We start from the raw sequence: 24364 nt of genomic DNA, 5'->3' as shown, positions 1-24364 counted from the left end.
GAAACTAGTCAATCGTCTTTACGAAGACCCAGTCCAAGTTCTTCTAGTTTCGCTTTCACTTCTTCAAGAGATTTACGTCCAAGGTTACGAACTTTCATCATATCCTCTTCTGTCTTGTTAGCAAGCTCTTGAACAGTGTTAATACCCGCACGCTTCAAACAGTTGTAAGAACGAACAGAAAGATCAAGCTCTTCAATTGTCATTTCAAGCACTTTTTCTTTTTGGTCTTCTTCTTTTTCAACCATGATTTCTGCATGCTGAGCTTCGTCAGTTAACCCAACGAAAATATTTAGGTGTTCAGTTAAAATCTTAGAACCTAGAGCGATCGCTTCTTTCGGTCCTGTGCTTCCATCAGTCCATACATCTAGTGTTAATTTATCATAGTTTGTGATTTGCCCAACACGGGTGTTCTCCACTTGATAAGTTACACGAGATACAGGTGTATAGATTGAGTCGATCGGAATCACGCCGATAGGCTGATCGTCTCTTTTGTTTGCATCAGCAGGATTATACCCGCGACCTCTTTGTGCAGTCAAACGAACACGGAAGCTCGCATTTTTGCCAAGAGTTGCGATGTGAAGATCTGGATTTAAGATTTCAATATCGCTGTCGTGTGTAATATCAGCAGCTGTTACAGTTCCTTCATCTTGTACATCAATTTCAAGCGTCTTCTCTTCTTCAGAGTAGATTTTGAGTGCAAGCTTTTTAATGTTTAAGATAATCGTTGTAACATCTTCAACCACGCCTTCGATCGTTGAGAATTCGTGTAAGACACCATCTATCTGGATCGATGTTACAGCTGCACCAGGAAGTGAGGATAAAAGGATACGACGAAGGGAGTTCCCTAAAGTGGTACCATATCCACGCTCAAGTGGCTCTACGACAAACTTGCCATACTTGGCATCGTCGCTGATTTCAACCGTTTCGATTTTTGGTTTTTCAATTTCGATCATCTAATAAAACCCTCCTTCAAAACGTCGAAACCTCGAATAGAATCATATGAGATTCCATCCGAAATTCCTCATTGTTTAGTCCCGTATGTGCTCAGGCAACGAGTCGTGTATTCGTCTCATAAATAACTGTATCATAACCCATTATTGACAGGGACACAAAATCTATACAAACAAATTACACGCGGCGACGTTTTGGTGGACGGCATCCGTTATGAGGAACTGGAGTTACGTCTCTGATTGCAGTAACTTCAAGACCTGCAGCTTGAAGCGCACGAATTGCAGCTTCACGACCAGAACCAGGACCTTTAACAGTTACTTCAAGTGTTTTAAGACCATGTTCGATAGAACCTTTAGCAGCAGTTTCAGCAGCCATTTGTGCAGCGAAAGGAGTAGATTTACGAGAACCTCTGAATCCTAATGCACCAGCACTTGACCAAGAAATTGCGTTTCCATGAACATCAGTAATCGTTACAATCGTGTTGTTGAAAGTGGAACGGATATGAGCGATTCCAGCTTCAATATTCTTTTTCACGCGACGTTTACGCGTATTTTGTTTACGAGCAGCAGCCATTCTTTAACTACCTCCTTTACTTATTTTTTCTTGTTAGCTACAGTACGACGCGGACCTTTACGAGTGCGCGCGTTGTTTTTTGTGTTTTGTCCACGAACAGGAAGTCCTCTACGATGACGGATTCCGCGGTAGCTTCCGATTTCAATTAGACGCTTAATGTTAAGTGAAACTTCACGACGAAGGTCACCTTCTACTTTAAGTTTGTCAATGATATCACGGATTTTACCTAGTTCGTCTTCAGTTAGATCGCGAACGCGAGTGTCTTCAGAAACACCTGCTTCTTTAAGGACTTGTTGAGCCGTCGTACGACCAATTCCAAAAACATATGTTAAAGAAATGACAACACGCTTATCACGTGGAATATCTACACCAGCAATACGAGCCATGATTTGGGCACCTCCTTGTTATTAGCCTTGTTTTTGTTTATGTTTTGGGTTTTCACAGATCACCATTACTTTTCCTTTTCTGCGAATCACTTTACATTTTTCACAGATAGGTTTAACAGATGGTCTCACTTTCATGTGTTTCCAACCTCCTTCTTCCGGAGTTGCTTTATTTGTAACGGTACGTAATTCTACCACGAGTTAAGTCATATGGAGATAATTCTACCGTAACTTTGTCTCCAGGTAAAATGCGAATGAAGTGCATACGGATTTTTCCTGATACATGAGCCAAAACTGTATGACCATTCTCTAGTTCAACTTTGAACATTGCATTTGGCAAAGTTTCTGCTACAGTACCTTCCACTTCAATTACATCGTCTTTCGCCATTCAAGTGTTCTCCCTTCTTCAAATCAGTAACTTGCTCTCTGATAAATGTTCAAATGAAATGTTCTCAATTGTCCATCTATCACCCGACCTGTTTTGAATATACTGTTCTGAACTTCCGGAGATACGCAATCATAAAAGGTTAAATGATTGATATTTTTTCTTAGGAGAATGAATTTACGCTTTTCTCCGTCTGCGATTAGTACATGGCAGCCATCGAACACGCCGATGACAACTGTATACTGATCTTGTTCTTTCCTTGGACTATACAGACAACCTGCCCGATTTGGGCCTGAAAGGCTTCAGTGAAGACCTAAATCTTAGTCAGTATATCAAAACCTGTATCTGTAATCGCAATCGTATGCTCAAAGTGAGCACACTTTTTCCCATCAACCGTTACAACCGTCCAGTTATCAGCCAATGTTTTCACATATCGGCTGCCTGCGTTCACCATCGGTTCGATGGCCAACACCATTCCAGGTTTGAGCCGTGGGCCTTTGTTCGGTGGACCATAATGAGGAATTTGAGGGTCCTCATGAAGATCCTGTCCGACCCCATGTCCAACATATTCTCTAACAACTGAGAAATTCTCACCTTCAACATACGTTTGTATGGCATGGGAAATGTTTGACAGACGTTCACCTGGCTTTGCTTCCTGTAAGCCCTTATATAGAGATTCCTCTGTGACTTCCAGTAGTTTGCGGTCCTCATCACTGATTACCCCAACTGGATAAGTCCAAGCAGAGTCACCATGATAGCCATTTAACTTTGCGCCGATATCGATACTAATGATGTCTCCATCACGTAAAACCCGTTTACCAGGAATACCGTGAACGAGTTCTTCATTCACCGAAACGCAAATGCTCCCGCGAAAACCATTATACCCTTTAAAAGATGGGATTGCACCCTGCTTTGTAATAAAACGTTCGGCAATTTGATCCAATTCTTTTGTCGAAATACCTGGTTTTATATGTTTCTTCAGCTCTTCATGAGTCAGTGCGACAATGCGTCCAGCTTCTCTCATAATCTCAAGCTCGCGAGGAGTTTTACAGATAATCATTTATTTAATCCCCCAAGCAGGTCCTTGATATCAGCGTAAACATCGTTAATGTGCTTCGCACCATCAATGTTTGCAAGATATCCTTTTTCTGAATAGAAGTTCAGTAAAGGTTCAGTCTGCCTTAAGTTCACTTCAAGTCTTGTCGAAACGGTTTCTGCATTATCATCTGCACGTTGATAAAGCTCGCCTCCACACTTGTCACAAACATTTTCTTTCGCAGGTGGATTGAATACTAAATGATATGTTGCTCCGCAATCTTTGCAAATTCTTCGGCCAGTCAGACGCTCCATCAAAGCATCTTTATCGACTTTAATATTAATGACATAATCAATCGTTCTGCCAAGGTCCTTTAGAATGTCTTCTAAAGCTTCAGCCTGAGCGACTGTTCGCGGAAATCCGTCCAGAAGAAAACCTTGTTCACAATCATTCTTGCCAAGTCTTTCTCTAACAATACCGATTGTGACCTCATCAGGAACAAGCTCTCCTTTATCGATAAAGGATTTTGCTTCGAGTCCAAGTTGTGTCTCCTCTTTCATAGCAGCACGGAACATATCTCCTGTTGAGATATGAGGGATCCCATAATCATCAACAATTCGTTCTGCCTGAGTGCCTTTACCAGCACCCGGAAGCCCCATTAAGACTAAGTTCATTTCGGATTTCCCCTTCCTTACTTAGAGAGGTTGGGCAGGAGCCCAGCCCTCTGTTTTATTTCATAAATCCACGGTAGTTTCGTTTCACTAATTGGCTTTCAAGCTGTTTCATTGTTTCAAGTGCAACACCTACAACAATGAGAAGACTTGTGCCGCCAATTTGTGCAGCGGAAGGTAATCCAGCGAATTGAATGAAAAAGATAGGAAGTATTGAAATCACGGCTAAGAAAATGGCGCCCACAAACGTGAGTCGGTACAAAATGCTCGTAATTCTATCTTGAGTCATTTTCCCTGGACGAACTCCCGGGATATAGCCACCCTGCTTTTGCAGATTTTCAGCCATTTGTTCAGGGTTTACTTGGACAAAGGCATAAAAATATGTGAAAGCAACAATCAGTGCTACATAAATCGTCATACCGATTGGCTTAGTATAGTCAAAGTTGTTAGTTATCCAGGTTGTCACATTATTTGTTCCGAAGAACGATGCGATCGTCTGCGGAGTAATAATGAACGAAACGGCAAAGATGACTGGAATCACCCCTGCTGGATTCACTTTCAATGGAAGGTGCGTTGCTTGACTAGCAGACATTTGTGCACGGCCAGTTCCCTTTGAATACTGAATCGCAATCTTTCTCACTGCCATTTGAATGTAAATAACACCGATAACAATGACAAGAATAGCAATCACAATAAGGGCAATTTTCAGGATTTGCATGAACAGCTGTCCATCTCCACCTACAAATTGCTGAGCGTACACTTGCTTTAATGTTTGAGGGATACCTGCGATGATACCGGCAAAGATAATAATCGAAATACCGTTACCAACACCGTGAGCAGTAATCTGCTCTCCCAGCCACATTAAAAATGCTGTTCCCGCAGTGAGTACGACCGCAATTAAGAGATACGTTGAAACACCTGGGTTTTCAATCAGCATGCCTCCTGCCATATTGTTAAATCCATATGACATTCCTAACGCCTGGATAAATCCTAGAACAATTGTAAAATACCTTGTGAATTGTGCTAATTTTCGGCGGCCAACCTCTCCTTGCTTTGACCACTCAGTAAACTTCGGTACAACATCCATCTGCAAGAGCTGGATGATGATCGAAGCAGTGATATACGGCATAATCCCCATTGCAAGAATGGAGAATTGGAAAAGTGCCCCGCCCCCAAACGTGTTGAGGATTCCGAAAACACTCATTTGATCCTGTGCCTGGAGAACTTCGGCGTTCACATTAGGCACAGGGATGAAAGCACCTATACGAAAGACGACTAACATTAAAAGTGTAAATATAATCTTATTCCGTATATCTTTCACGCGCATAAAATTGGAGATTGTCTTAAACAAGTTAGATCACCTCGGCTGTACCGCCAGCAGCTTCAATCGCTTCTTTAGCAGAAGCAGAGAATTTATTGGCTTTTACAGTTAATTTTTTTTCTAATTTACCGTTGCCAAGAATTTTTACTCCTGCTTTTAACTTGCTTATTGCACCAGTCTCTAGAAGAAGTTCAGGAGTGACTTCCGTTCCTTCGTCAAAACTGTTTAATCTGTCTAAGTTGATTACCGCGTAATCTTTACGGTTGATGTTTGTAAAACCACGTTTTGGAAGGCGTTGGAATAAAGGCATTTGACCACCTTCGAATCCAGGGCGTACACCGCCGCCAGAACGAGCGTTTTGACCTTTATGACCTTTACCAGAAGTTTTACCGTTACCTGATCCAATACCACGACCAACACGGTTGCGTACTTTACGTGAACCTTCTGAAGGCTTCAATTCATGAAGTTTCATTTGGGCACCTCCTTATCGATTAAAAATGTTTTATTGTTCTTTAACAGAAACTAAATGAGACACCTTGTTAATCATGCCGCGGATCGCTGCATTGTCTTCATGTACGACTGTTTGGTTTGTTTTCTTTAGACCAAGAGTACGAACAGTGACACGCTGATCTTCCGGGCGACCGATTACACTGCGTTTGAGGGTAATTTCTAATTTATTTGCCATTATTGTTCCCTCCTTATCCTAACAGGTCTTCTACAGATTTTCCACGAAGCTTCGCTACATCTTCAGCACGTTTAAGTTCACTTAAACCTTGAAGTGTTGCGCGGATCATGTTGATCGGTGTATTAGAACCTAGAGATTTAGAAAGGATATCAGCTAGACCAGCAAGCTCAAGTACCGCACGCACTGGGCCTCCAGCGATAACTCCTGTACCTTCTGAAGCAGGCTTCAATAGAACGTTTCCTGCACCGAATCGACCGATGATTTCATGTGGAATTGTAGTTCCAACCATTGGTACTTCAATTAAATTCTTTTTCGCGTCTTCAACAGCTTTGCGGATCGCTTCTGGTACTTCTTGTGCTTTACCAGTACCGAATCCTACATGACCGTTTTTGTCACCGACAACAACTAAAGCTGCAAAACGGAAACGACGTCCACCTTTAACAACTTTCGCTACCCGGTTAACCGTAACTAAGCGTTCTTCTAACTCTAATTTGCTTGGGTCAATACGACTCATTCGGATGTGTCCCTCCTTCTTTTATTAAAATTTAAGTCCAGCCTCACGAGCAGCTTCAGCTAGAGCTTTTACACGTCCATGATATAAGTATCCTCCGCGGTCAAATACCACGTTAGAGATGCCTTTTTCAACAGCACGTTTTGCAACAAGTTCGCCAACTTTAGTAGCAGCTGCAGCGTCAGAACTATTCTCGATCTTTAACTCTTTATCAAGAGTAGAAGCACTTACAAGTGTTACACCGTTAACATCATCAATTACTTGAGCGTAGATGTTCTTGTTAGAACGGAAAACGTTAAGGCGAGGTCTTTCAGCAGTACCTGAAAGTTTCGCACGAACACGAGCGTGTCTTTTAAGACGAGTAGCGTTTTTGCTAGTTTTCGTAATCATCCGAGTCACTCCTTTCTTCACATTAAGCGATCTTACTTACCAGTTTTTCCTTCTTTACGGCGAACGAATTCACCTTCGTAACGAATTCCTTTACCTTTGTAAGGCTCTGGAGCACGGACAGCGCGGATGTTAGAAGCTAGAGCTCCTACACGCTCTTTATCGATACCTTTAACGATTACTTTCGTTTGAGATGGAACTTCTACTTCTACTCCAGCCTCAGGAACGATTTCAACTGGGTGAGAGTATCCAACGTTAAGAACAAGTTTGTTTCCAGATTTAGCTGCACGGTAACCGACACCGATTAGTTCTAAACCTCTTTCGAAACCTTTAGATACACCTTCAACCATGTTTGCAATTAAGCTACGTGTTGTACCATGTAATGCACGGTGTTCTTTATTTTCAGACGGACGGCTTACAGTTAAGACGTTGTCCTCAATTTTAATTTCCATATCAGGGTGAAATGCACGAGTTAGTTCACCTTTTGGTCCCTTTACTGTCACTGTGTTATCGTTGTTTGTCACAGTTACTCCTGAAGGGATCTCGATTAGCTTTTTACCTATACGAGACATACCAAGCACCTCCATTCATCTTAAACTTTTTTTACCATACGTAAGCAAGTACTTCTCCACCAGCTTGTTTAGCACGGGCTTCTTTGTCCGATAAAACACCTTGTGATGTAGAAATAATTGCGATTCCAAGTCCGTTAAGTACACGTGGTACTTCATTTGATTTCGCATATACGCGTAAACCAGGTTTACTGATTCTTTTAAGACCAGTGATAACACGTTCGTTGTTTTGGCCGTATTTAAGGAACAAACGGATAATTCCTTGTTTGCTGTCTTCGACGTACTCAACGTCACGGATAAAACCTTCACGCTTTAAGATTTCAGCAATTTCTCTTTTGATTTTTGAAGCCGGTACTTCTAGCTTCTCATGACGTACCATGTTCGCATTGCGAATACGAGTCAGCAAATCTGCAATCGGATCTGTCATAACCATTATTTAATAACCTCCTTCCCATTTATGGGGATTACCAGCTGGCTTTTTTAACGCCAGGAATTTGTCCTTTATATGCAAGTTCGCGGAAACAAATACGGCAAAGTTTAAACTTGCGAATTACTGAATGTGGACGTCCACAACGTTCGCAGCGCGTATACTCTTGAACTTTAAACTTTTGTTTGCGTTGTTGTTTCGCAATCATAGACTTTTTAGCCACGATTTCGCCTCCCTTTCATTGATTATTTCTGGAACGGCATACCTACTTGAGTTAATAACTCACGTGCTTCTTCATCCGTGTTGGCAGTCGTAACGATAACGATATCCATACCGCGGACTTTTGTTACTTTATCGTAATCAATTTCTGGGAAGATTAACTGTTCTTTAATACCAAGCGTGTAGTTTCCACGACCGTCGAAAGATTTCTTAGAAATCCCGCGGAAGTCACGTACACGTGGTAAAGATACAGAAATAAGTTTATCAAGGAAATCGTACATGCGCTCTCCGCGAAGTGTTACTTTCGCACCGATTGGCATTCCTTCACGTAGACGGAATCCAGCAATAGACTTCTTCGCACGAGTAACGACAGGTTTTTGACCAGCGATAAACGTTAATTCTTCAACAGCAGTATCGATTGCTTTAGCGTTTTGAACGGCGTCACCAACACCCATGTTGATCACGATTTTTTCGATTTTTGGCACTTGCATTACTGATTTGTATTCAAACTTAGAAACTAATGCAGGTGTAATTTCTTTTACATACTTTTCTTTAAGGCGGTTCATGAGAAAGACCTCCCTTCCTTATTTACTATTTATCTAGAACTTGCCCAGATTTTTTCGCTACACGGACTTTCTTTCCGTCCTCAACTTTATATCCAATACGTGTCACTTCACCCGTTTTAGGATCAAGCGGCATTACGTTTGATACGTGGATCGGCGCTTCTTGTTCAGAAATTCCGCCTTGAGGGTTAGCTTGGGTTGGTTTAGAGTGTTTTTTCACAAGGTTAATACCTTCTACTAAAACACGGTCCTTTTTAGGGAAAGCAGCAAGGATGACACCTTGTTTACCTTTATCTTTACCAGAGATAACCACTACTTTATCGCCCTTTTTAACATGCATTTAATCGCACCTCCTTGAGTCGCGGATTGTATTCATTAAAGTACTTCTGGTGCTAAAGAAACAATTTTCATATAGTTGTTTTCACGAAGTTCACGTGCTACTGGTCCGAAGATACGAGTTCCACGTGGGCTCTTGTCGTCACGGATGATGACACAAGCATTTTCATCAAAACTGATGTAAGATCCATCGTTTCTGCGAGCTCCGCTCTTAGTACGAACGATAACTGCTTTCACAACTTCACCTTTTTTGACAACGCCTCCTGGTGTTGCTTGTTTAACCGTACAAACAATGACATCACCGATGTTAGCCGTTTTACGTCCAGAGCCACCAAGAACTTTAATCGTTAGTACTTCGCGTGCGCCAGAGTTGTCAGCTACTTTTAAACGAGTCTCCTGTTGAATCATTAATGTTACCTCCCTTCGGAAAAAGAAATCCGAACTTTATTAGATAATAACAGCTTCTTCGACAACTTCAACTAGACGAAAGCGTTTAGTCGCAGATAATGGACGAGTTTCCATGACCTTTACGATGTCTCCGATTTTTGCTTGGTTGTTTTCATCATGTGCTTTGAACTTTTTAGAGTATCTTACACGTTTGCCATAAAGTGAATGCTTTTTGTATGTTTCAACTACAACAGTGATGGTTTTATCCATTTTGTCAGAAACAACACGACCTTGATACACTTTACGTTGGTTACGTTCGCTCATGTTTGCGGGGCCTCCCCTCTAATTATTATTTATTAGCAGCGATTTCTCTTTGACGAATCACAGTTTTCATGCGTGCGATTGATTTACGCACTTCACGAATGCGAGCAGTGTTTTCAAGCTGCCCAGTCGCTAATTGGAAACGAAGATTGAAAAGTTCTTCTTTAAGAGACTTTACTTTTTGTTCAATTTCAGCAGTGGTAAGGTCACGAATTTCATTAGCTTTCATTTGATTCACCACCAATTTCTTCACGTTTTACGAACTTCGTTTTAATTGGCAATTTGTGAGATGCAAGACGAAGAGCTTCACGAGCAACTTCTTCAGACACACCAGAAATTTCAAATAAAACTTTGCCCGGTTTTACTACAGCTACCCAGCCTTCTGGAGCACCTTTACCGGAACCCATGCGGACCTCTAGAGGTTTAGCTGTGTATGGCTTAGAAGGGAAAATTTTAATCCAAACTTTACCGCCACGTTTCATGTAACGAGTCATAGCAATACGAGCAGCTTCGATTTGACGGTTAGTGATCCAAGAAGCTTCAAGAGCTTGGATACCGAACTCACCGAAATGTACTTCAGTGCCGCCTTTTGCACGACCACGCATTTTTCCACGATGTTCTCTGCGATACTTCACGCGTTTTGGCAATAACATATTATTTTCCTCCTTCCGCAGTATTCTTCTTAGTTGGAAGGACTTCTCCACGATAGATCCATACTTTTACGCCAAGCTTACCATAAGTAGTATCAGCTTCAGCAGTAGCATAGTCGATGTCAGCACGAAGTGTGTGCAATGGAACAGTACCTTCACTGTAATATTCAGAACGAGCAATATCTGCACCGCCAAGACGACCAGAAACCATTGTTTTGATTCCTTGTGCTCCAGCACGCATTGTGCGTTGGATTGTTTGTTTTTGTGCACGACGGAATGAAATACGATTTTCAAGTTGACGAGCGATGTTTTCAGCAACTAGCTGAGCATCAAGATCTGCTCTCTTGATTTCAAGAATGTTGATGTGTACACGTTTGCCAGTTAGGCTGTTAAGAGCTTTACGAAGTGCTTCAACTTCAGATCCGCCTTTACCAATTACCATACCTGGTTTAGCCGTGTGGATTGTGATATTTACGCGGTTTGCAGCACGTTCGATTTCTACTTTAGAAACAGACGCGTCAGACAAACGCTTGCTGATGAATTCACGGATTTTCAAGTCTTCATGTAAGAAGTCAGCGTAATCTTTTCCTGCGAACCATTTAGATTCCCAATCACGAATGACGCCAATACGAAGACCTACTGGATTTACCTTTTGACCCACGGATTATCCCTCCTTCTTTTCTGATACAACGATTGTAATGTGGCTAGTACGTTTGTTAATTGCGCTCGCACGACCCATAGCACGTGGACGGAATCTCTTAAGTGTTGGACCTTCGTCAACGAATGCTTGAGTAATCACTAGGCTGTTAGCGTCCAACTCGTAGTTGTGCTCAGCATTTGCGATAGCAGATTTTAATACTTTTTCAATAATTGGTGAAGCAGCCTTAGGTGTAAGGTTTAAGATAGAAACTGCTTCTCCTACTTGCTTACCTCGGATCAGGTCCATTACTAGACGTGCTTTACGAGGAGCAATACGGACTGTTCTTGCGACAGCTTTAGCTTGCATTTAAAAGCCTCCTCTCATTAGCGTCTTGTTTTTTTATCGTCACTAGCATGACCTTTGTAAGTACGGCTTGGTGCGAATTCGCCCAATTTGTGACCTACCATATCTTCAGAAATGAAAACAGGTACATGTTTGCGTCCGTCATAGACAGCGATTGTGTGACCGATGAATTGTGGGAAAATTGTAGAACGACGAGACCAAGTTTTTACGACTTGCTTTTTGTCAGTTTCATTCAATTTCTCGACTTTAGCCATCAAATGATCATCAACAAATGGTCCTTTTTTTAAGCTGCGAGCCATTGTGGAACCTCCCTTCGTGATTGAACTACGGTCCTAAATGAACCGTAGACAACCCCGTTACTTGTTTTTACGACGACGTACAATGAATTTATCAGACTTGTTGGTTTTCTTACGAGTCTTGAATCCAAGAGTCGGTTTACCCCATGGAGACATTGGTGATTTACGTCCGATTGGAGCGCGTCCTTCACCACCGCCGTGTGGGTGATCGTTAGGGTTCATTACAGAACCACGAACTGTTGGGCGTACGCCTTTCCAGCGAGAACGTCCAGCTTTACCGATGTTGATTAGTTCGTGTTGTTCGTTTCCAACTTGACCGATAGTCGCACGGCAAGCAGAAAGGATCATGCGTACTTCACCAGAGTTCAAACGTACAAGAACGTATTTACCTTCTTTACCTAGAACTTGAGCAGAAGTACCAGCAGAACGAACTAATTGTCCACCTTTACCTGGTTTTAATTCAATGTTATGCACAACTGTACCAACTGGGATGTTGATAAGTGGAAGAGCATTACCTGGTTTGATGTCAGCTTCTGGTCCAGAAGTAACTTCAGTACCAACTTGGATTCCTTTCGGAGCAAGAATGTAACGTTTCTCACCATCTGCATAGTTTACAAGAGCGATGTTCGCTGAACGGTTTGGATCATACTCGATTGTAGCAACGCGTCCAGGTATACCGTCTTTATCACGCTTAAAGTCGATGATACGGTATTGACGTTTGTGACCGCCACCTTGATGACGAACAGTCAATCTACCTTGGTTGTTACGTCCGCCTTTTCTGTGAAGCGGTGCAAGCAACGATTTTTCTGGTTTGTCAGTCGTGATTTCAGCAAAATCTGAAGTAGTCATGCCACGACGACCATTACTGGTTGGTTTATACTTTTTAATCGCCATTTTGAATTTCCCTCCTTCTTTTTAAGATTTACGCTTCAAAAATTTCGATTTCTTTGCTGTCAGCAGTTAATTTCACGATCGCTTTTCTGCGACGGCTAGTCATACCAGTGTAGCGTCCAACGCGTTTTGATTTACCTTTGTAGTTTTGAACGTTGACTTTCTCAACTTTCACTCCAAAGATCTCTTCAACAGCGTCTTTCACTTCTGTCTTGTTAGCTCTGACATCAACTTCGAACGTGTACTTCTTCTCTGTCATTAGATCAGCAGAACGTTCAGTAATGATAGGGCGCTTTAGAACATCACGAGGATCTTTCATTATGCAAGTCCCTCCTCTACTTTTTCAACCGCTGCTTTAGTGATCAGAAGTTTGTCGTGGTTGACAACGTCAAGAACGTTGATACCGTTAGCTTCAACAACTGTTACTCCAGGGATGTTACGAGCAGATAAAGCAACTGTTTCGTTTGCATCCGCAGTGACGATCAACGCTTTCTTCTCAACAGATAACCCTTTAAGGATGCCTGCGAATTCTTTCGTTTTCACTGCATCAAGAGTAAGATCTTCAAGAACGATGATGTTGTTGTCGATTACTTTAGAAGACAATACTGACTTGATAGCCAAGCGGCGAACTTTTTTAGGTAATTTATAAGAATAGCTGCGTGGTGTTGGACCGAATACGATACCGCCTCCGCGCCATTGTGGTGAACGGATAGAACCTTGACGAGCACGACCTGTACCCTTCTGTCTCCAAGGTTTACGACCTCCGCCACGTACTTCAGAACGAGTTTTTACTTTGTGAGTTCCTTGACGTAAGGAAGCTCTTTGCATAAGAATAGCATCGAATACTACGCTTTCGTTTGGCTCAATTCCAAACACAGAAGCGTTTAATTCGATTTCACCGTTAGTAGAACCGTTTTGGTTAAATAATGCTACTTTTGGCATGACTTGTTTCCTCCTTTCCTAAGAGAGTTATTTAGTTTTAACTGCACTCTTTACAGTTACTAGAGATTTTTTAGCTCCTGGTACGTTTCCTTTGATCAATAGAAGATTGCGTTCTGCATCAACTTTAACGATCTCAAGATTTTGGACAGTGATTTGCTCTCCGCCCATACGTCCTGGAAGAAGTTTACCTTTGAATACTCGGTTTGGATCAACAGGTCCCATTGAACCAGGACGACGGTGATAACGTGAACCGTGAGTCATTGGTCCGCGTGATTGTCCGTGGCGTTTGATAGCCCCTTGGAATCCTTTACCTTTTGATGTTCCTGTTACATCTACGATATCTCCATTTGCGAAAATATCAACTTTGACTTCCTGACCAACTTCATACGCATCTAACTCCACACCGCGTAATTCTTTTACGAAGCGCTTAGGAGCAGTTTCCGCTTTAGCAACGTGGCCTTTCTCTGGTTTGTTAGAAAGCTTCTCACGTTTGTCGTCAAAACCGATTTGGATTGCTTCATAGCCATCCGTGTCAGTAGTCTTCTTCTGAAGAACAACGTTAGCAGCAGCCTCAACAACAGTTACAGGGATAAGATCACCGTTTTCTGCGAATACTTGCGTCATACCAATTTTTCTACCTAAGATTCCTTTGGTCATTCGTCACACCTCCTATAATATGTGTTTTCTATTTGAATTAAAGTTTGATTTCGATATCTACACCGGATGGTAAATCTAAACGCATAAGTGCATCAACTGTTTGCGGAGTTGGATTCACGATGTCGATTAGACGTTTGTGAGTACGCATCTCAAATTGCTCACGAGAATCTTTGTACTTATGCACCGCACGAAGGATTGTGTAAACTGATTTTTCAGTTGGAAGCGGGATTGGACCAGATACACTAGCACCAGAACGCTTAGCCGTTTCAACAATCTTCTCAGCAGATTGATCAAGAATTCTATGATCATATGCTTTTAAACGAATACGAATTTTTTGTTTTGCCATTATTTTCCCTCCTTTTCGCCTACTTACGTTAGACAGTTCTCCGTGAGAAAAACCTGATCACCTTGCCATGGCAAAGCGGCCGGGTGTGTCAGCAACCTCTCACTTCATCGCAGTCAAAGACCAACATGCACTATTGTACCAAATTGGCCTGCGTGTTGCAATAATAAATCGGATAAATTTATGATTTGCACACTTTTCATATTATACAGGGGTTCAGCCTATAAATCAAGCTTTCCCTGAAGATGATGTGTAGCTGTCTTCCTGACGATACGAATAAATTCTTCTGGCTCTTCAATATGCGGAGAATGCGCAGATTCTTTAAAAGTAAACCACTCTTTTATTGGTGCTGTAAGTTGATCAACATATGGTTTTGATACAGCAGCTGGAGTAATCATGTCATGTTCCCCGATGATAAAGTAGCAGGGTATTAATATAGAAGAAACTCGGTATTGAATGCTTTCGTTCATCAGCTCGTCCCACAGCAAATCCTGGCTATACTTCTGTCCCATAAGGAATTTCCACTTATCTTTTAGCTGATAATGCTTACTAACGAGAAATGCATACAGCATTTGAAAAAGTGGCTTCCACCTATGCGTGAGCCCTACTTTTGCGAACTCTTTGTATAGAGAGAACAAAGCATGAGCAAAGGTGCGTTTCCAAGGGGGTGGTGTCAGCAATTTTAGACATCTAGTAATGAAATGCTTTCCTTGATATTTTTTTAGAAGAAGTTCGTACGATACAATATCCTCTTTTAATACATCAACCACCTGACTAATTCCATAATAGGCATGATACAAATCTGGTCGTTTATGTACAGCTTGTATCGCTATTAATGATCCCCATGAATAACCTGCAATGTATATTTTCGTTTGATCATTATAAGAAAGCAGTTTTTCTGTAAGCTCAATCGTATCCTCTACGAATTGCCCAATGGTCATAGAAGACTCAGGAATGTTTTTTTGATAAGACAATCCTGCACCGCGCTGGTCCCAATGAACAACAGTGAAGTCTTGATCAAGTTCCTTATGAAAGGAATCGATATAACTCATTTGAGCTGACCCTGGGCCACCGTGTAAAAATAATAAAACGGGTTTTGTTTTTTCTGCTTGATCTTCTTTTATCATAATCCATTGATCAAGCCCGCCAATCGGCCACTTTTTCAACATTGTCTTCGCCATTCCAGTGATCCTCTCGGTTCCATTTAGATTCTATAGCTTATAGTAGCCGTTATGCACTGGAAAAGCAAAAAAAGAGACCCTTTTGCAAGGAGTCTCTTTTTACTGTTATTACTTAATGATAGTAGAAACGACGCCAGAACCTACAGTACGTCCACCCTCACGGATAGAGAAACGAGTTCCTTCTTCGATAGCGATAGTAGAGATAAGTTCAACTTCCATCTCAGTGTTATCGCCAGGCATTACCATTTCAGTACCTTCTGGAAGATGTACGATACCAGTTACGTCAGTTGTACGGAAGTAGAACTGCGGACGGTAGTTAGTGAAGAATGGAGTGTGACGTCCACCCTCTTCTTTAGAAAGTACATAAACTTCAGCTTTGAAACGGCTATGTGGAGTGATTGTACCTGGTTTAGCAAGTACTTGACCACGTTGGATATCTTCACGAGATACACCACGAAGTAGTGCACCGATGTTGTCACCAGCTTCAGCATAGTCAAGAAGTTTACGGAACATTTCAACACCTGTAACAGTTGTTTTACCGTTTTCTTCTTGAAGACCGATGATTTCAACTTCGTCACCGACTTTAACTTGTCCACGCTCAACACGACCAGTAGCAACTGTTCCACGACCAGTGATTGAGAATACGTCCTCAACTGGCATCATGAATGGCTTCTCAGTGTCACGCTCTGGAGTTGGGATGTACTCATCAACCGCATCCATAAGTTCGAAGATTTTTGCTTCGTAATCAGCATCACCTTCAAGAGCTTTAAGAGCAGAACCTTTGATAACTGGTACATCGTCACCAGGGAAGTCATAGTCAGAAAGAAGGTCACGAACTTCCATTTCAACAAGTTCAAGTAACTCTTCATCGTCAACCATGTCACATTTGTTAAGGAATACTACGATGTAAGGAACACCTACGTTACGAGAAAGTAGGATGTGCTCACGTGTTTGTGGCATTGGACCATCAGCAGCAGATACTACTAAGATCGCGCCGTCCATTTGAGCAGCACCAGTGATCATGTTTTTAACATAGTCAGCGTGTCCTGGGCAGTCTACGTGTGCATAGTGACGAGTTTCAGTTTCATACTCAACGTGTGCAGTTGAGATTGTGATTCCACGCTCGCGCTCTTCTGGAGCACCATCGATTTGGTCATAAGCCATAGCTGTACCTTTACCAGATTTCTTATGAAGAACTGTTGAGATAGCAGCAGTTAGAGTTGTTTTACCATGGTCAACGTGTCCAATTGTACCAATGTTAGCATGCGATTTGGAACGGTCGAATTTTTCTTTAGCCATTCTAAAAATCCTCCTTAAAGGTTCATTGTATTTGGTATGAGTGATAGAAAGTGAAGAGTTACCTCCCACTTTCTGATCTTCAATAGTAGTTATACTTTAGTTTAAAGGCAAAATCAATTATTCACCTTTATTTTTTTTGATGATTTCTTCACTGATGCTCTTAGGCACTTCTTCGTAGTGATCCATGTGCATAGTGAAAGTACCGCGTCCTTGTGTGTTAGAACGGAGTGCAGTTGCATATCCGAACATTTCAGAAAGTGGAACCATAGCGCGAACAACTTGAGCGTTACCGCGAGCTTCCATACCTTCTACACGTCCACGACGAGATGTGATATCACCCATGATGTCTCCCATGTATTCTTCTGGGATAACGACTTCTACTTTCATCATTGGCTCAAGTAGAACTGGGTTACATTTGCTGACAGCATTTTTCAATGCCATAGATGCAGCAATTTTAAACGCCATTTCGTTAGAGTCAACATCGTGGTAAGATCCATCGAATAATTTTGCTTTGATGTCGATTAATGGGAATCCAGCTAATACACCATTTTCTAGTGAATCTTCAAGACCTGCTTGAATTGCTGGAATGTATTCACGTGGAACAACCCCACCGACGATTGCATTTGTGAATTCGAAGCCTGCGCCTTCTTCGTTTGGTTCGAATTCGATCCAAACGTGTCCGAACTGACCGCGTCCACCAGACTGACGTACGAATTTACCTTCAACTTTTGCACTAGAACGGAATGTTTCACGGTACGCAACTTGAGGAGCTCCTACGTTAGCTTCAACCTTGAACTCACGCTTCATACGGTCAACAATGATATCAAGGTGAAGCTCACCCATACCAGAGATGATCGTTTGACCAGTTTCAGTGTTTGTTTGTGTACGGAATGTTGGATCCTCTTCAGCTAGTTTAGCTAAAGCGATACCCATTTTATCTTGGTCAGCCTTAGATTTAGGCTCGATAGCTACATCGATAACTGGCTCTGGGAATTCCATAGACTCAAGGATAACAAGATTTTTCTCGTCACAAAGAGTATCACCAGTAGATGTATCTTTAAGACCAACAGCTGCTGCGATATCCCCTGCATATACAGTAGAGATTTCTTCACGGCTGTTTGCGTGCATTTGAAGGATACGTCCAACACGCTCACGCTTGTTCTTAGAAGAGTTCTTCACGTAAGAACCAGAATCAAGTGTTCCAGAGTATACGCGGAAGAAAGTTAGTTTCCCAACATAAGGGTCAGTCATAACTTTAAATGCAAGAGCTGCGAATGGTGCGTCATCAGTAGACTCACGTACAACCTCTTCATTTGTATCTGGCAATGTACCTTTGATTGCAGCAACATCAGTTGGTGCAGGAAGGTAGTCAAGCACAGCGTCAAGTACAAGCTGAACACCTTTGTTTTTGAAAGCAGATCCAACAAGAACTGGGTAGAATTCAACATTCAAAGTTCCTTTACGGATTGCAGCTTTCAATTCAGGAATTGTGATTTCTTCACCCTCAAGGTATTTTTCCATAAGCTCTTCATCAAGCTCAGCGACAGCTTCAATTAAGCTGCTTCGAAGCTCTTCAGCTTTGTCTTTATACTCAGCAGGGATTTCTTGTGCATCAGAGCGAGTTCCAAGGTCATCTTCGTAGAAGTATGCTACGTTTTCTACAAGGTCGATGATTCCTTCGAATTGATCTTCAGCGCCGATCGGCAATTGAATTGCATGAGCGTTCGCTTGAAGACGATCTCTTAATGTGCTTACAGAGTAAAGGAAGTCCGCACCGGTTTTATCCATTTTGTTAACGAATACGATACGAGGTACTCCGTAAGTTGTTGCTTGGCGCCAAACTGTTTCAGTTTGAGGCTCTACACCTGATTGTGCATCAAGAACAGCAACCGCACCATCAAGTACACGTAAAGAACGTTCAACTTCAACAGTGAAGTCTACGTGTCCTGGTGTATCAATGATGTTTACACGGTAACCTTTCCATTGTGCTGTAGTAGCAGCAGAAGTGATTGTAATACCACGTTCTTGCTCCTGCTCCATCCAGTCCATTTGTGAAGCTCCTTCGTGAGTTTCACCAATTTTATGGATACGACCAGTGTAGTACAAGATACGCTCAGTCGTTGTCGTTTTACCGGCATCGATGTGAGCCATGATACCAATATTACGAGTTTTGTCTAAGGAGAACTCTCTTGCCATTGGGTAATTTCTCCTTCCTTATTAGGGAATAGTTTTTTTAGTTTGGTATAAATCCTACCAGCGGTAGTGAGCGAATGCTTTGTTCGCTTCTGCCATTTTGTGTGTATCTTCACGTTTCTTAACAGCAGCACCAGTGTTGTTAGCTGCGTCAAGGATTTCGTTAGCAAGACGCTCTTCCATCGTTTTTTCTCCACGAAGACGAGCGTAGTTTACTAACCAGCGAAGACCTAAAGTCGTACGACGGTCTGGGCGAACTTCTACAGGAACTTGGTAGTTAGCTCCACCTACACGACGTGCTTTAACTTCAAGAACTGGCATGATGTTTTTCAAGGCTTGTTCGAAAACCTCCATCGCTTCATTACCAGTACGTTCTTTGATGATATCAAATGACTTGTAGAGAATAGTTTGTGACTTTCCTCTTTTACCGTCGATCATCATTTTGTTGATCAAACGAGATACAAGTTTAGAATTGTAAATTGGATCTGGCAAAACGTCTCTTTTTGCTACAGGACCTTTACGTGGCATCTGAATAGCCTCCCTTCTCTTTTAAAAGGATTTCTATCTGTCTTTCATCTCAATTTCATTGCCAGCTGCCTGACTCCACTGATCTGAACTCAACTTCTAAAAACCCTTATGTTTGTTTATATTATTTGCTTTGTTTAGGGCGTTTTGTTCCGTATTTAGAACGTCCTTGCATACGACCGTCAACTCCGGCAGTATCAAGCGCACCACGAACGATGTGGTAACGTACACCCGGTAAGTCTTTTACACGTCCGCCACGGATAAGTACTACACTGTGCTCTTGTAGGTTATGTCCGATACCAGGAATGTAAGCTGTTACCTCAATCAGGTTAGACAAACGTACACGAGCATATTTACGTAGTGCTGAGTTTGGTTTTTTCGGTGTCATTGTACCGACACGAGTACAAACCCCGCGCTTCTGTGGAGATGTTACGTTAGTGTGCTCTTTTTTGAAACTGTTGTATCCTTTGTTAAGTGCAGGAGACTTTGAGTTTTCAACTTTACTCACGCGTCCTTTGCGTATTAGCTGATTAATTGTAGGCATGTTGTTATTCCTCCCTTCATTACTTTTTTTATAACCCACATACCCAGGTGGTTCATCAAAAGGCAAAAAACAATGCTTTTGCATTTTAAGCATGCAAAAACAAAACAAGTACGCTATAACATAATGGCAACAGCTGCTGCCCCAACTTCAATTCCGCAGGCCTTGCCGAGCTTTTTCATGGAATCTACCACTAAAATGTCTACACCCTTCTCTTGCGCTAGTTTCATTACACTAGCGGTTAAAGCAGGATCAGCATCTTTCGCTACGACGATTTCCTTCACTGAATCTCGTTTCAGAGCTTTTACTGTTTGCTTCGTACCAATAATAATGGATTGAGCCTGTGATACTTTATCATAAGACATCGAATATCCTCCAAAGTAACAGGTTTTATTTTGAGCACCTTGGTTATATTATCATCATGGCAGAAGGATGTCAATATCGTTTGACAGATAATCTTGACATCCTTCACCATTTTTTGATGATTTTTATAGAAATCTTAAGAGAAAGATTACTCTACAGGAACCATATCATCAGACGGCTGCACTTGTGAAACCGGCTTAACTTTACGGTAGTTTGGCATTCCAGTTCCAGCAGGAACAAGTTTACCGATGATGACATTCTCTTTCAAGCCAAGCAGTTCATCACGTTTTCCTTTGATCGCCGCATCTGTTAGGACACGAGTCGTTTCTTGGAAGGATGCTGCAGACAAGAATGAGTCTGTTTCAAGCGATGCTTTTGTAATACCAAGAAGAACTGGACGGCCTGTTGCAGGACGTTTGCCTTCGAATAGTACTTTTTTGTTCGCTTCTGTGAATTGGTGTACATCAAGAAGTGTGCCTGGTAATACATCTGTATCCCCTGCATCAGCGACACGCACTTTACGAAGCATTTGGCGAACCATTACTTCTACGTGCTTATCTCCGATTTCTACCCCTTGCATACGGTATACTTTTTGTACTTCATGAAGCAGATATTCTTGAACAGCTGTCATGTCAGTCACTTTAAGAAGTTCTTTCGGATCGATTGAACCTTCTGTCAGTACTTGACCACGAGTGACTTTGTCACCTTCAACAACTTTCAGACGTGCATTGTAAGGAGCTGTGTAAGAGCGAGTTTCAACTTCGCCTTGAACCACAATTTCCTGTTGCTTGTCACGAACATCGTTAATTTCAGCAACGACACCATCAATTTCAGAAATGGTTGCCTGCCCTTTCGGATTACGCGCTTCAAATAACTCTTGGATACGAGGTAAACCTTGAGTGATATCGTCTCCTGCTACCCCACCGGTGTGGAACGTACGCATTGTAAGCTGTGTTCCTGGCTCACCGATCGATTGTGCAGCGATGATTCCAACTGCTTCACCGACTTCAACGTCAGTACCAGTTGCAAGGTTACGGCCGTAGCATCGTTTACATACACCATGAGGCGTGTTACATGTAAATGCAGAACGGATCCATACTTCCTCGATTCCTGCTTCAACTACTTCAAGTGCTTTATCTTCATCAATTAGTTCGTTTTCGCCAACAATGACTTCGCCCGTTTCAGGATGAACAATTGGTTTTCTTGCAAAACGTCCGATAAGACGTTCTTCAAGTTTCTCAATAATTTCATTTCCTTCTTTAATGGACTTCGCCAAGATTCCACGGTCTGTACCGCAATCTGTTTCACGGATGATAACATCCTGCGCAACGTCAACGAGACGACGCGTGAGGTAACCAGAGTCAGCTGTTTTAAGAGCTGTATCGGCAAGACCTTTACGCGCTCCGTGAGTGGAAATAAAGTATTCCAATACGGTTAAACCTTCACGGAAACTAGATTTAATCGGAAGTTCAATGATACGTCCAGCCGGGTTGGCCATCAGACCACGCATACCAGCCAACTGAGTGAAGTTAGATGCGTTACCACGCGCTCCAGAGTCACTCATCATGTAGATAGGGTTGACTTCATCAAGGGACTTCATCAGTTTACCTTGGATGACATCTTTAGAAGAACTCCAGATCGAAATGACTCTCTCGTAACGCTCTTCTTCAGTAATCAAACCACGTCTGAATTGCTTCATGACGTTATCTACTTTTGCTTGCGCTTCTTCGAGGATCTTCTGTTTATCATCTAATACGACGATATCAGACACCCCAACCGTAATACCCGCTTTAGTAGAGTATTTGAAACCAAGATTTTTCATGCGGTCAAGCATTTTAGATGTCTCAGTGATATGGAATCTCTTAAAGATTTCCGCAATGATTTTACCTAAAATACCTTTTTTGAACGGCGCATTGATTTCTTGTTTCTCGATCGCAGCTTTGACATCTTCTCCTTTTTCAAGGAAGAAGCGGTCAGGCGTTTTTTCTTCAATATTGCTCTTTGTCGGCTCATTCATGTAAGGGAATGATTCCGGTAAGATTTCGTTAAAGATTAGTTTTCCAACTGTTGTAATCAACAATTTAGAACGCTGTTCATCAGTGAATGTCACATTCTTCAACGAGTTAGCTGCAACAGCTACACGTGTATGAAGATGCACATACCCATTTTGATAAGCTAGAAGGGCTTCGTTCGTATCTTTGAAGACCATACCTTCTCCGATAGCACCTTTACGCTCAAGTGTAAGGTAGTAGTTACCTAGCACCATATCCTGAGATGGCGTAACAACAGGTTTTCCATCTTTCGGGTTCAAAATGTTTTGAGCAGCAAGCATTAAGATACGAGCTTCAGCTTGAGCTTCAGCAGATAATGGTACGTGAACCGCCATTTGGTCACCATCAAAGTCAGCGTTGTAGGCAGTACATACAAGTGGATGCAGACGAATTGCGCGTCCTTCCACAAGTGTAGGTTCAAACGCTTGAATACCAAGTCTGTGAAGAGTTGGTGCACGGTTTAGTAAGACTGGATGCTCACGAATCACTGATTCTAAAACATCCCAAACTTCCGGCTGCACGCGCTCAATCTTACGTTTCGCGCTCTTAATGTTGTGAGCTAATCCTTTTTCAACAAGCTCCTTCATCACGAATGGTTTGAATAGTTCAAGAGCCATTTCTTTCGGAAGTCCACACTGATACATTTTCAAATGTGGTCCAACGACGATAACGGAACGTCCAGAATAGTCAACACGTTTACCAAGCAAGTTTTGACGGAAACGCCCTTGTTTCCCTTTCAGCATGTGAGAAAGAGATTTCAATGGTCTATTTCCTGGTCCTGTTACTGGTCGGCCTCTACGTCCATTATCAATCAAGGCATCGACAGCTTCTTGAAGCATACGCTTCTCGTTCTGAACGATGATGCTTGGCGCGCCAAGATCTAATAAACGTTTCAGACGATTGTTACGGTTGATGACACGACGATAAAGGTCGTTCAAGTCAGAAGTAGCAAAACGTCCGCCATCAAGCTGAACCATTGGACGTAATTCTGGTGGAATAACCGGAAGTACATCAAGGATCATCCAAGACGGTTTGTTTCCTGAGTTACGGAAAGCTTCCAACACTTCAAGGCGTTTGATCGCACGTGTACGACGCTGTCCTTGAGCTGTTTTCAGCTCTTCTTTGAGTGTATCTACTTCTTTCACAAGATCGATATCTTGAAGAAGTTTGTTAATTGCTTCTGCACCCATAGCTGCTTGGAAGGTGTTACCATATTTATCTAAATAAGCACGGAATTCTTTCTCAGAAAGAAGTTGTTTCTTCTCAAGCGGTGTGTTGCCCGGATCAGTCACGACGTAAGAAGCGAAGTAAATCACTTCTTCTAACGCACGTGGTGACATATCTAGAACAAGACCCATACGGCTTGGGATACCTTTGAAATACCAAATGTGGGAAACTGGGGCAGCCAGTTCGATATGCCCCATTCTCTCACGACGGACTTTTGCCCGTGTTACTTCTACACCACAACGGTCACATACAACACCCTTATAACGAACGCGTTTATACTTTCCACAATGACATTCCCAGTCTTTTTGCGGTCCGAAGATACGTTCACAAAAGAGACCATCTTTTTCCGGTTTCAGTGTACGATAGTTAATCGTTTCAGGCTTTTTCACTTCACCAAAAGACCAAGAACGGATTTTATCAGGTGATGCGAGACCGATGTTCATATACTCAAAATTGTTCACATCTAGCAAGGGGCCT

The 24364-nt window shown here is 42.1% G+C and carries 36 protein-coding genes; all 36 read right to left on the bottom strand.

The window, feature by feature from the left end; genetic code table 11:
• Positions 1-8: 8 nt before the first annotated feature.
• Positions 9-953, bottom strand: a complete 945-nt coding sequence (locus ASG46_RS05335) for a DNA-directed RNA polymerase subunit alpha (RefSeq protein WP_003217009.1) — start codon at positions 951-953, stop codon at positions 9-11.
• 175 nt (positions 954-1128) lie between these two features.
• Positions 1129-1524, bottom strand: a complete 396-nt coding sequence (gene rpsK / locus ASG46_RS05330) for a 30S ribosomal protein S11 (RefSeq protein WP_003217231.1) — start codon at positions 1522-1524, stop codon at positions 1129-1131.
• Positions 1525-1544: 20 nt separating this feature from the next.
• Positions 1545-1910: a 30S ribosomal protein S13 gene (rpsM, locus tag ASG46_RS05325; protein WP_003217023.1), complete on the bottom strand. Its 366-nt coding sequence runs from the start codon at positions 1908-1910 to the stop codon at positions 1545-1547.
• Between the two features lie 21 nt (positions 1911-1931).
• Positions 1932-2045, bottom strand: a complete 114-nt coding sequence (gene rpmJ / locus ASG46_RS05320) for a 50S ribosomal protein L36 (RefSeq protein WP_003156543.1) — start codon at positions 2043-2045, stop codon at positions 1932-1934.
• A gap of 31 nt (positions 2046-2076) precedes the next feature.
• Complete coding sequence (infA, locus tag ASG46_RS05315; RefSeq protein ID WP_003217190.1) at positions 2077-2295, bottom strand: translation initiation factor IF-1; 219 nt, start codon at positions 2293-2295, stop codon at positions 2077-2079.
• A gap of 310 nt (positions 2296-2605) precedes the next feature.
• Entirely contained in the window at positions 2606-3352 is a 747-nt protein-coding gene (gene map, locus ASG46_RS05310; protein ID WP_007496338.1) for a type I methionyl aminopeptidase, read from the bottom strand.
• Complete coding sequence (locus tag ASG46_RS05305) at positions 3349-4002, bottom strand: adenylate kinase (protein WP_056703490.1); 654 nt, start codon at positions 4000-4002, stop codon at positions 3349-3351. Before ASG46_RS05305 ends, map begins: the two co-directional genes overlap by 4 nt.
• 55 nt (positions 4003-4057) lie before the next feature.
• Positions 4058-5350 (bottom strand): preprotein translocase subunit SecY, encoded by a 1293-nt coding sequence (secY, locus tag ASG46_RS05300; protein WP_007496334.1) that lies wholly within the window; start codon positions 5348-5350, stop codon positions 4058-4060.
• Position 5351: 1 nt separating this feature from the next.
• A complete protein-coding gene (rplO, locus tag ASG46_RS05295; RefSeq protein WP_003216888.1) occupies positions 5352-5792 on the bottom strand; it encodes a 50S ribosomal protein L15 in 441 nt (146 codons plus the stop codon).
• Positions 5793-5822: 30 nt separating this feature from the next.
• On the bottom strand, positions 5823-6005 hold the full coding sequence (gene rpmD / locus ASG46_RS05290; protein WP_003217067.1) for a 50S ribosomal protein L30: 183 nt from the start codon (positions 6003-6005) through the stop codon (positions 5823-5825).
• Between the two features lie 13 nt (positions 6006-6018).
• Positions 6019-6519 (bottom strand): 30S ribosomal protein S5, encoded by a 501-nt coding sequence (gene rpsE, locus ASG46_RS05285; protein ID WP_007496332.1) that lies wholly within the window; start codon positions 6517-6519, stop codon positions 6019-6021.
• 24 nt (positions 6520-6543) lie between these two features.
• Entirely contained in the window at positions 6544-6906 is a 363-nt protein-coding gene (gene rplR, locus ASG46_RS05280; RefSeq protein ID WP_003216951.1) for a 50S ribosomal protein L18, read from the bottom strand.
• A 32-nt stretch (positions 6907-6938) separates the two neighbouring features.
• Complete coding sequence (gene rplF, locus ASG46_RS05275) at positions 6939-7475, bottom strand: 50S ribosomal protein L6 (RefSeq protein ID WP_008345395.1); 537 nt, start codon at positions 7473-7475, stop codon at positions 6939-6941.
• A 31-nt stretch (positions 7476-7506) separates the two neighbouring features.
• Complete coding sequence (gene rpsH / locus ASG46_RS05270) at positions 7507-7905, bottom strand: 30S ribosomal protein S8 (RefSeq protein ID WP_007496327.1); 399 nt, start codon at positions 7903-7905, stop codon at positions 7507-7509.
• A 31-nt stretch (positions 7906-7936) separates the two neighbouring features.
• Positions 7937-8122, bottom strand: a complete 186-nt coding sequence (gene rpsN, locus ASG46_RS05265; protein WP_008356542.1) for a 30S ribosomal protein S14 — start codon at positions 8120-8122, stop codon at positions 7937-7939.
• Positions 8123-8144: 22 nt separating this feature from the next.
• Complete coding sequence (gene rplE, locus ASG46_RS05260) at positions 8145-8684, bottom strand: 50S ribosomal protein L5 (RefSeq protein ID WP_003217159.1); 540 nt, start codon at positions 8682-8684, stop codon at positions 8145-8147.
• A gap of 25 nt (positions 8685-8709) precedes the next feature.
• Entirely contained in the window at positions 8710-9021 is a 312-nt protein-coding gene (gene rplX, locus ASG46_RS05255) for a 50S ribosomal protein L24 (RefSeq protein ID WP_007496325.1), read from the bottom strand.
• A 35-nt stretch (positions 9022-9056) separates the two neighbouring features.
• A complete protein-coding gene (rplN, locus tag ASG46_RS05250) occupies positions 9057-9425 on the bottom strand; it encodes a 50S ribosomal protein L14 (RefSeq protein WP_003216882.1) in 369 nt (122 codons plus the stop codon).
• Positions 9426-9464: 39 nt separating this feature from the next.
• The gene (gene rpsQ, locus ASG46_RS05245; protein ID WP_003216906.1) at positions 9465-9728 is read right to left on the bottom strand and encodes a 30S ribosomal protein S17; all 264 of its coding nucleotides are present in this window, start codon (positions 9726-9728) and stop codon (positions 9465-9467) included.
• A gap of 25 nt (positions 9729-9753) precedes the next feature.
• Positions 9754-9954 (bottom strand): 50S ribosomal protein L29, encoded by a 201-nt coding sequence (gene rpmC, locus ASG46_RS05240; RefSeq protein ID WP_003217155.1) that lies wholly within the window; start codon positions 9952-9954, stop codon positions 9754-9756.
• The gene (gene rplP / locus ASG46_RS05235; RefSeq protein ID WP_003225801.1) at positions 9944-10378 is read right to left on the bottom strand and encodes a 50S ribosomal protein L16; all 435 of its coding nucleotides are present in this window, start codon (positions 10376-10378) and stop codon (positions 9944-9946) included. Before rplP ends, rpmC begins: the two co-directional genes overlap by 11 nt.
• 1 nt (position 10379) lies before the next feature.
• Positions 10380-11036 (bottom strand): 30S ribosomal protein S3, encoded by a 657-nt coding sequence (rpsC, locus tag ASG46_RS05230; protein ID WP_003217241.1) that lies wholly within the window; start codon positions 11034-11036, stop codon positions 10380-10382.
• A 3-nt stretch (positions 11037-11039) separates the two neighbouring features.
• Positions 11040-11381, bottom strand: a complete 342-nt coding sequence (rplV, locus tag ASG46_RS05225; protein WP_007496316.1) for a 50S ribosomal protein L22 — start codon at positions 11379-11381, stop codon at positions 11040-11042.
• Positions 11382-11398: 17 nt separating this feature from the next.
• Positions 11399-11677, bottom strand: a complete 279-nt coding sequence (rpsS, locus tag ASG46_RS05220) for a 30S ribosomal protein S19 (RefSeq protein WP_003216920.1) — start codon at positions 11675-11677, stop codon at positions 11399-11401.
• Positions 11678-11734: 57 nt separating this feature from the next.
• Positions 11735-12568, bottom strand: a complete 834-nt coding sequence (gene rplB, locus ASG46_RS05215; protein WP_007496314.1) for a 50S ribosomal protein L2 — start codon at positions 12566-12568, stop codon at positions 11735-11737.
• A gap of 28 nt (positions 12569-12596) precedes the next feature.
• Positions 12597-12884 (bottom strand): 50S ribosomal protein L23, encoded by a 288-nt coding sequence (rplW, locus tag ASG46_RS05210; protein ID WP_003217016.1) that lies wholly within the window; start codon positions 12882-12884, stop codon positions 12597-12599.
• Complete coding sequence (gene rplD / locus ASG46_RS05205) at positions 12884-13507, bottom strand: 50S ribosomal protein L4 (protein WP_007496312.1); 624 nt, start codon at positions 13505-13507, stop codon at positions 12884-12886. Before rplD ends, rplW begins: the two co-directional genes overlap by 1 nt.
• 27 nt (positions 13508-13534) lie before the next feature.
• Entirely contained in the window at positions 13535-14164 is a 630-nt protein-coding gene (rplC, locus tag ASG46_RS05200; protein WP_007496311.1) for a 50S ribosomal protein L3, read from the bottom strand.
• A gap of 37 nt (positions 14165-14201) precedes the next feature.
• Positions 14202-14510 (bottom strand): 30S ribosomal protein S10, encoded by a 309-nt coding sequence (gene rpsJ / locus ASG46_RS05195; protein ID WP_003156464.1) that lies wholly within the window; start codon positions 14508-14510, stop codon positions 14202-14204.
• 218 nt (positions 14511-14728) lie between these two features.
• Positions 14729-15688, bottom strand: coding sequence for an alpha/beta fold hydrolase (locus ASG46_RS05190; RefSeq protein WP_056703487.1), 960 nt, complete (start codon positions 15686-15688; stop codon positions 14729-14731).
• A gap of 108 nt (positions 15689-15796) precedes the next feature.
• Entirely contained in the window at positions 15797-16987 is a 1191-nt protein-coding gene (tuf, locus tag ASG46_RS05185; protein ID WP_007496302.1) for an elongation factor Tu, read from the bottom strand.
• 117 nt (positions 16988-17104) lie between these two features.
• Entirely contained in the window at positions 17105-19183 is a 2079-nt protein-coding gene (fusA, locus tag ASG46_RS05180) for an elongation factor G (RefSeq protein WP_007496301.1), read from the bottom strand.
• A gap of 54 nt (positions 19184-19237) precedes the next feature.
• Positions 19238-19708: a 30S ribosomal protein S7 gene (gene rpsG / locus ASG46_RS05175; RefSeq protein ID WP_003216884.1), complete on the bottom strand. Its 471-nt coding sequence runs from the start codon at positions 19706-19708 to the stop codon at positions 19238-19240.
• A 121-nt stretch (positions 19709-19829) separates the two neighbouring features.
• Complete coding sequence (gene rpsL / locus ASG46_RS05170) at positions 19830-20249, bottom strand: 30S ribosomal protein S12 (protein ID WP_003216962.1); 420 nt, start codon at positions 20247-20249, stop codon at positions 19830-19832.
• A gap of 113 nt (positions 20250-20362) precedes the next feature.
• Positions 20363-20611, bottom strand: a complete 249-nt coding sequence (locus tag ASG46_RS05165; protein ID WP_008345416.1) for a 50S ribosomal protein L7ae-like protein — start codon at positions 20609-20611, stop codon at positions 20363-20365.
• Between the two features lie 146 nt (positions 20612-20757).
• Positions 20758-24357 carry a DNA-directed RNA polymerase subunit beta' gene (gene rpoC / locus ASG46_RS05160; RefSeq protein ID WP_007496298.1) on the bottom strand — a complete coding sequence of 1200 codons (3600 nt, stop codon included), beginning with the start codon at positions 24355-24357 and terminating at the stop codon, positions 20758-20760.
• Between the last annotated feature and the right edge of the window lie 7 nt (positions 24358-24364).

It is taken from the genome of Bacillus sp. Leaf49 (genome assembly GCF_001426125.1).
Taxonomy (GTDB): domain Bacteria; phylum Bacillota; class Bacilli; order Bacillales; family Bacillaceae; genus Bacillus; species Bacillus altitudinis.
Note: the sequence above shows the minus strand (reverse complement) of the source record. Positions and strands in the feature narration are given on the sequence as shown.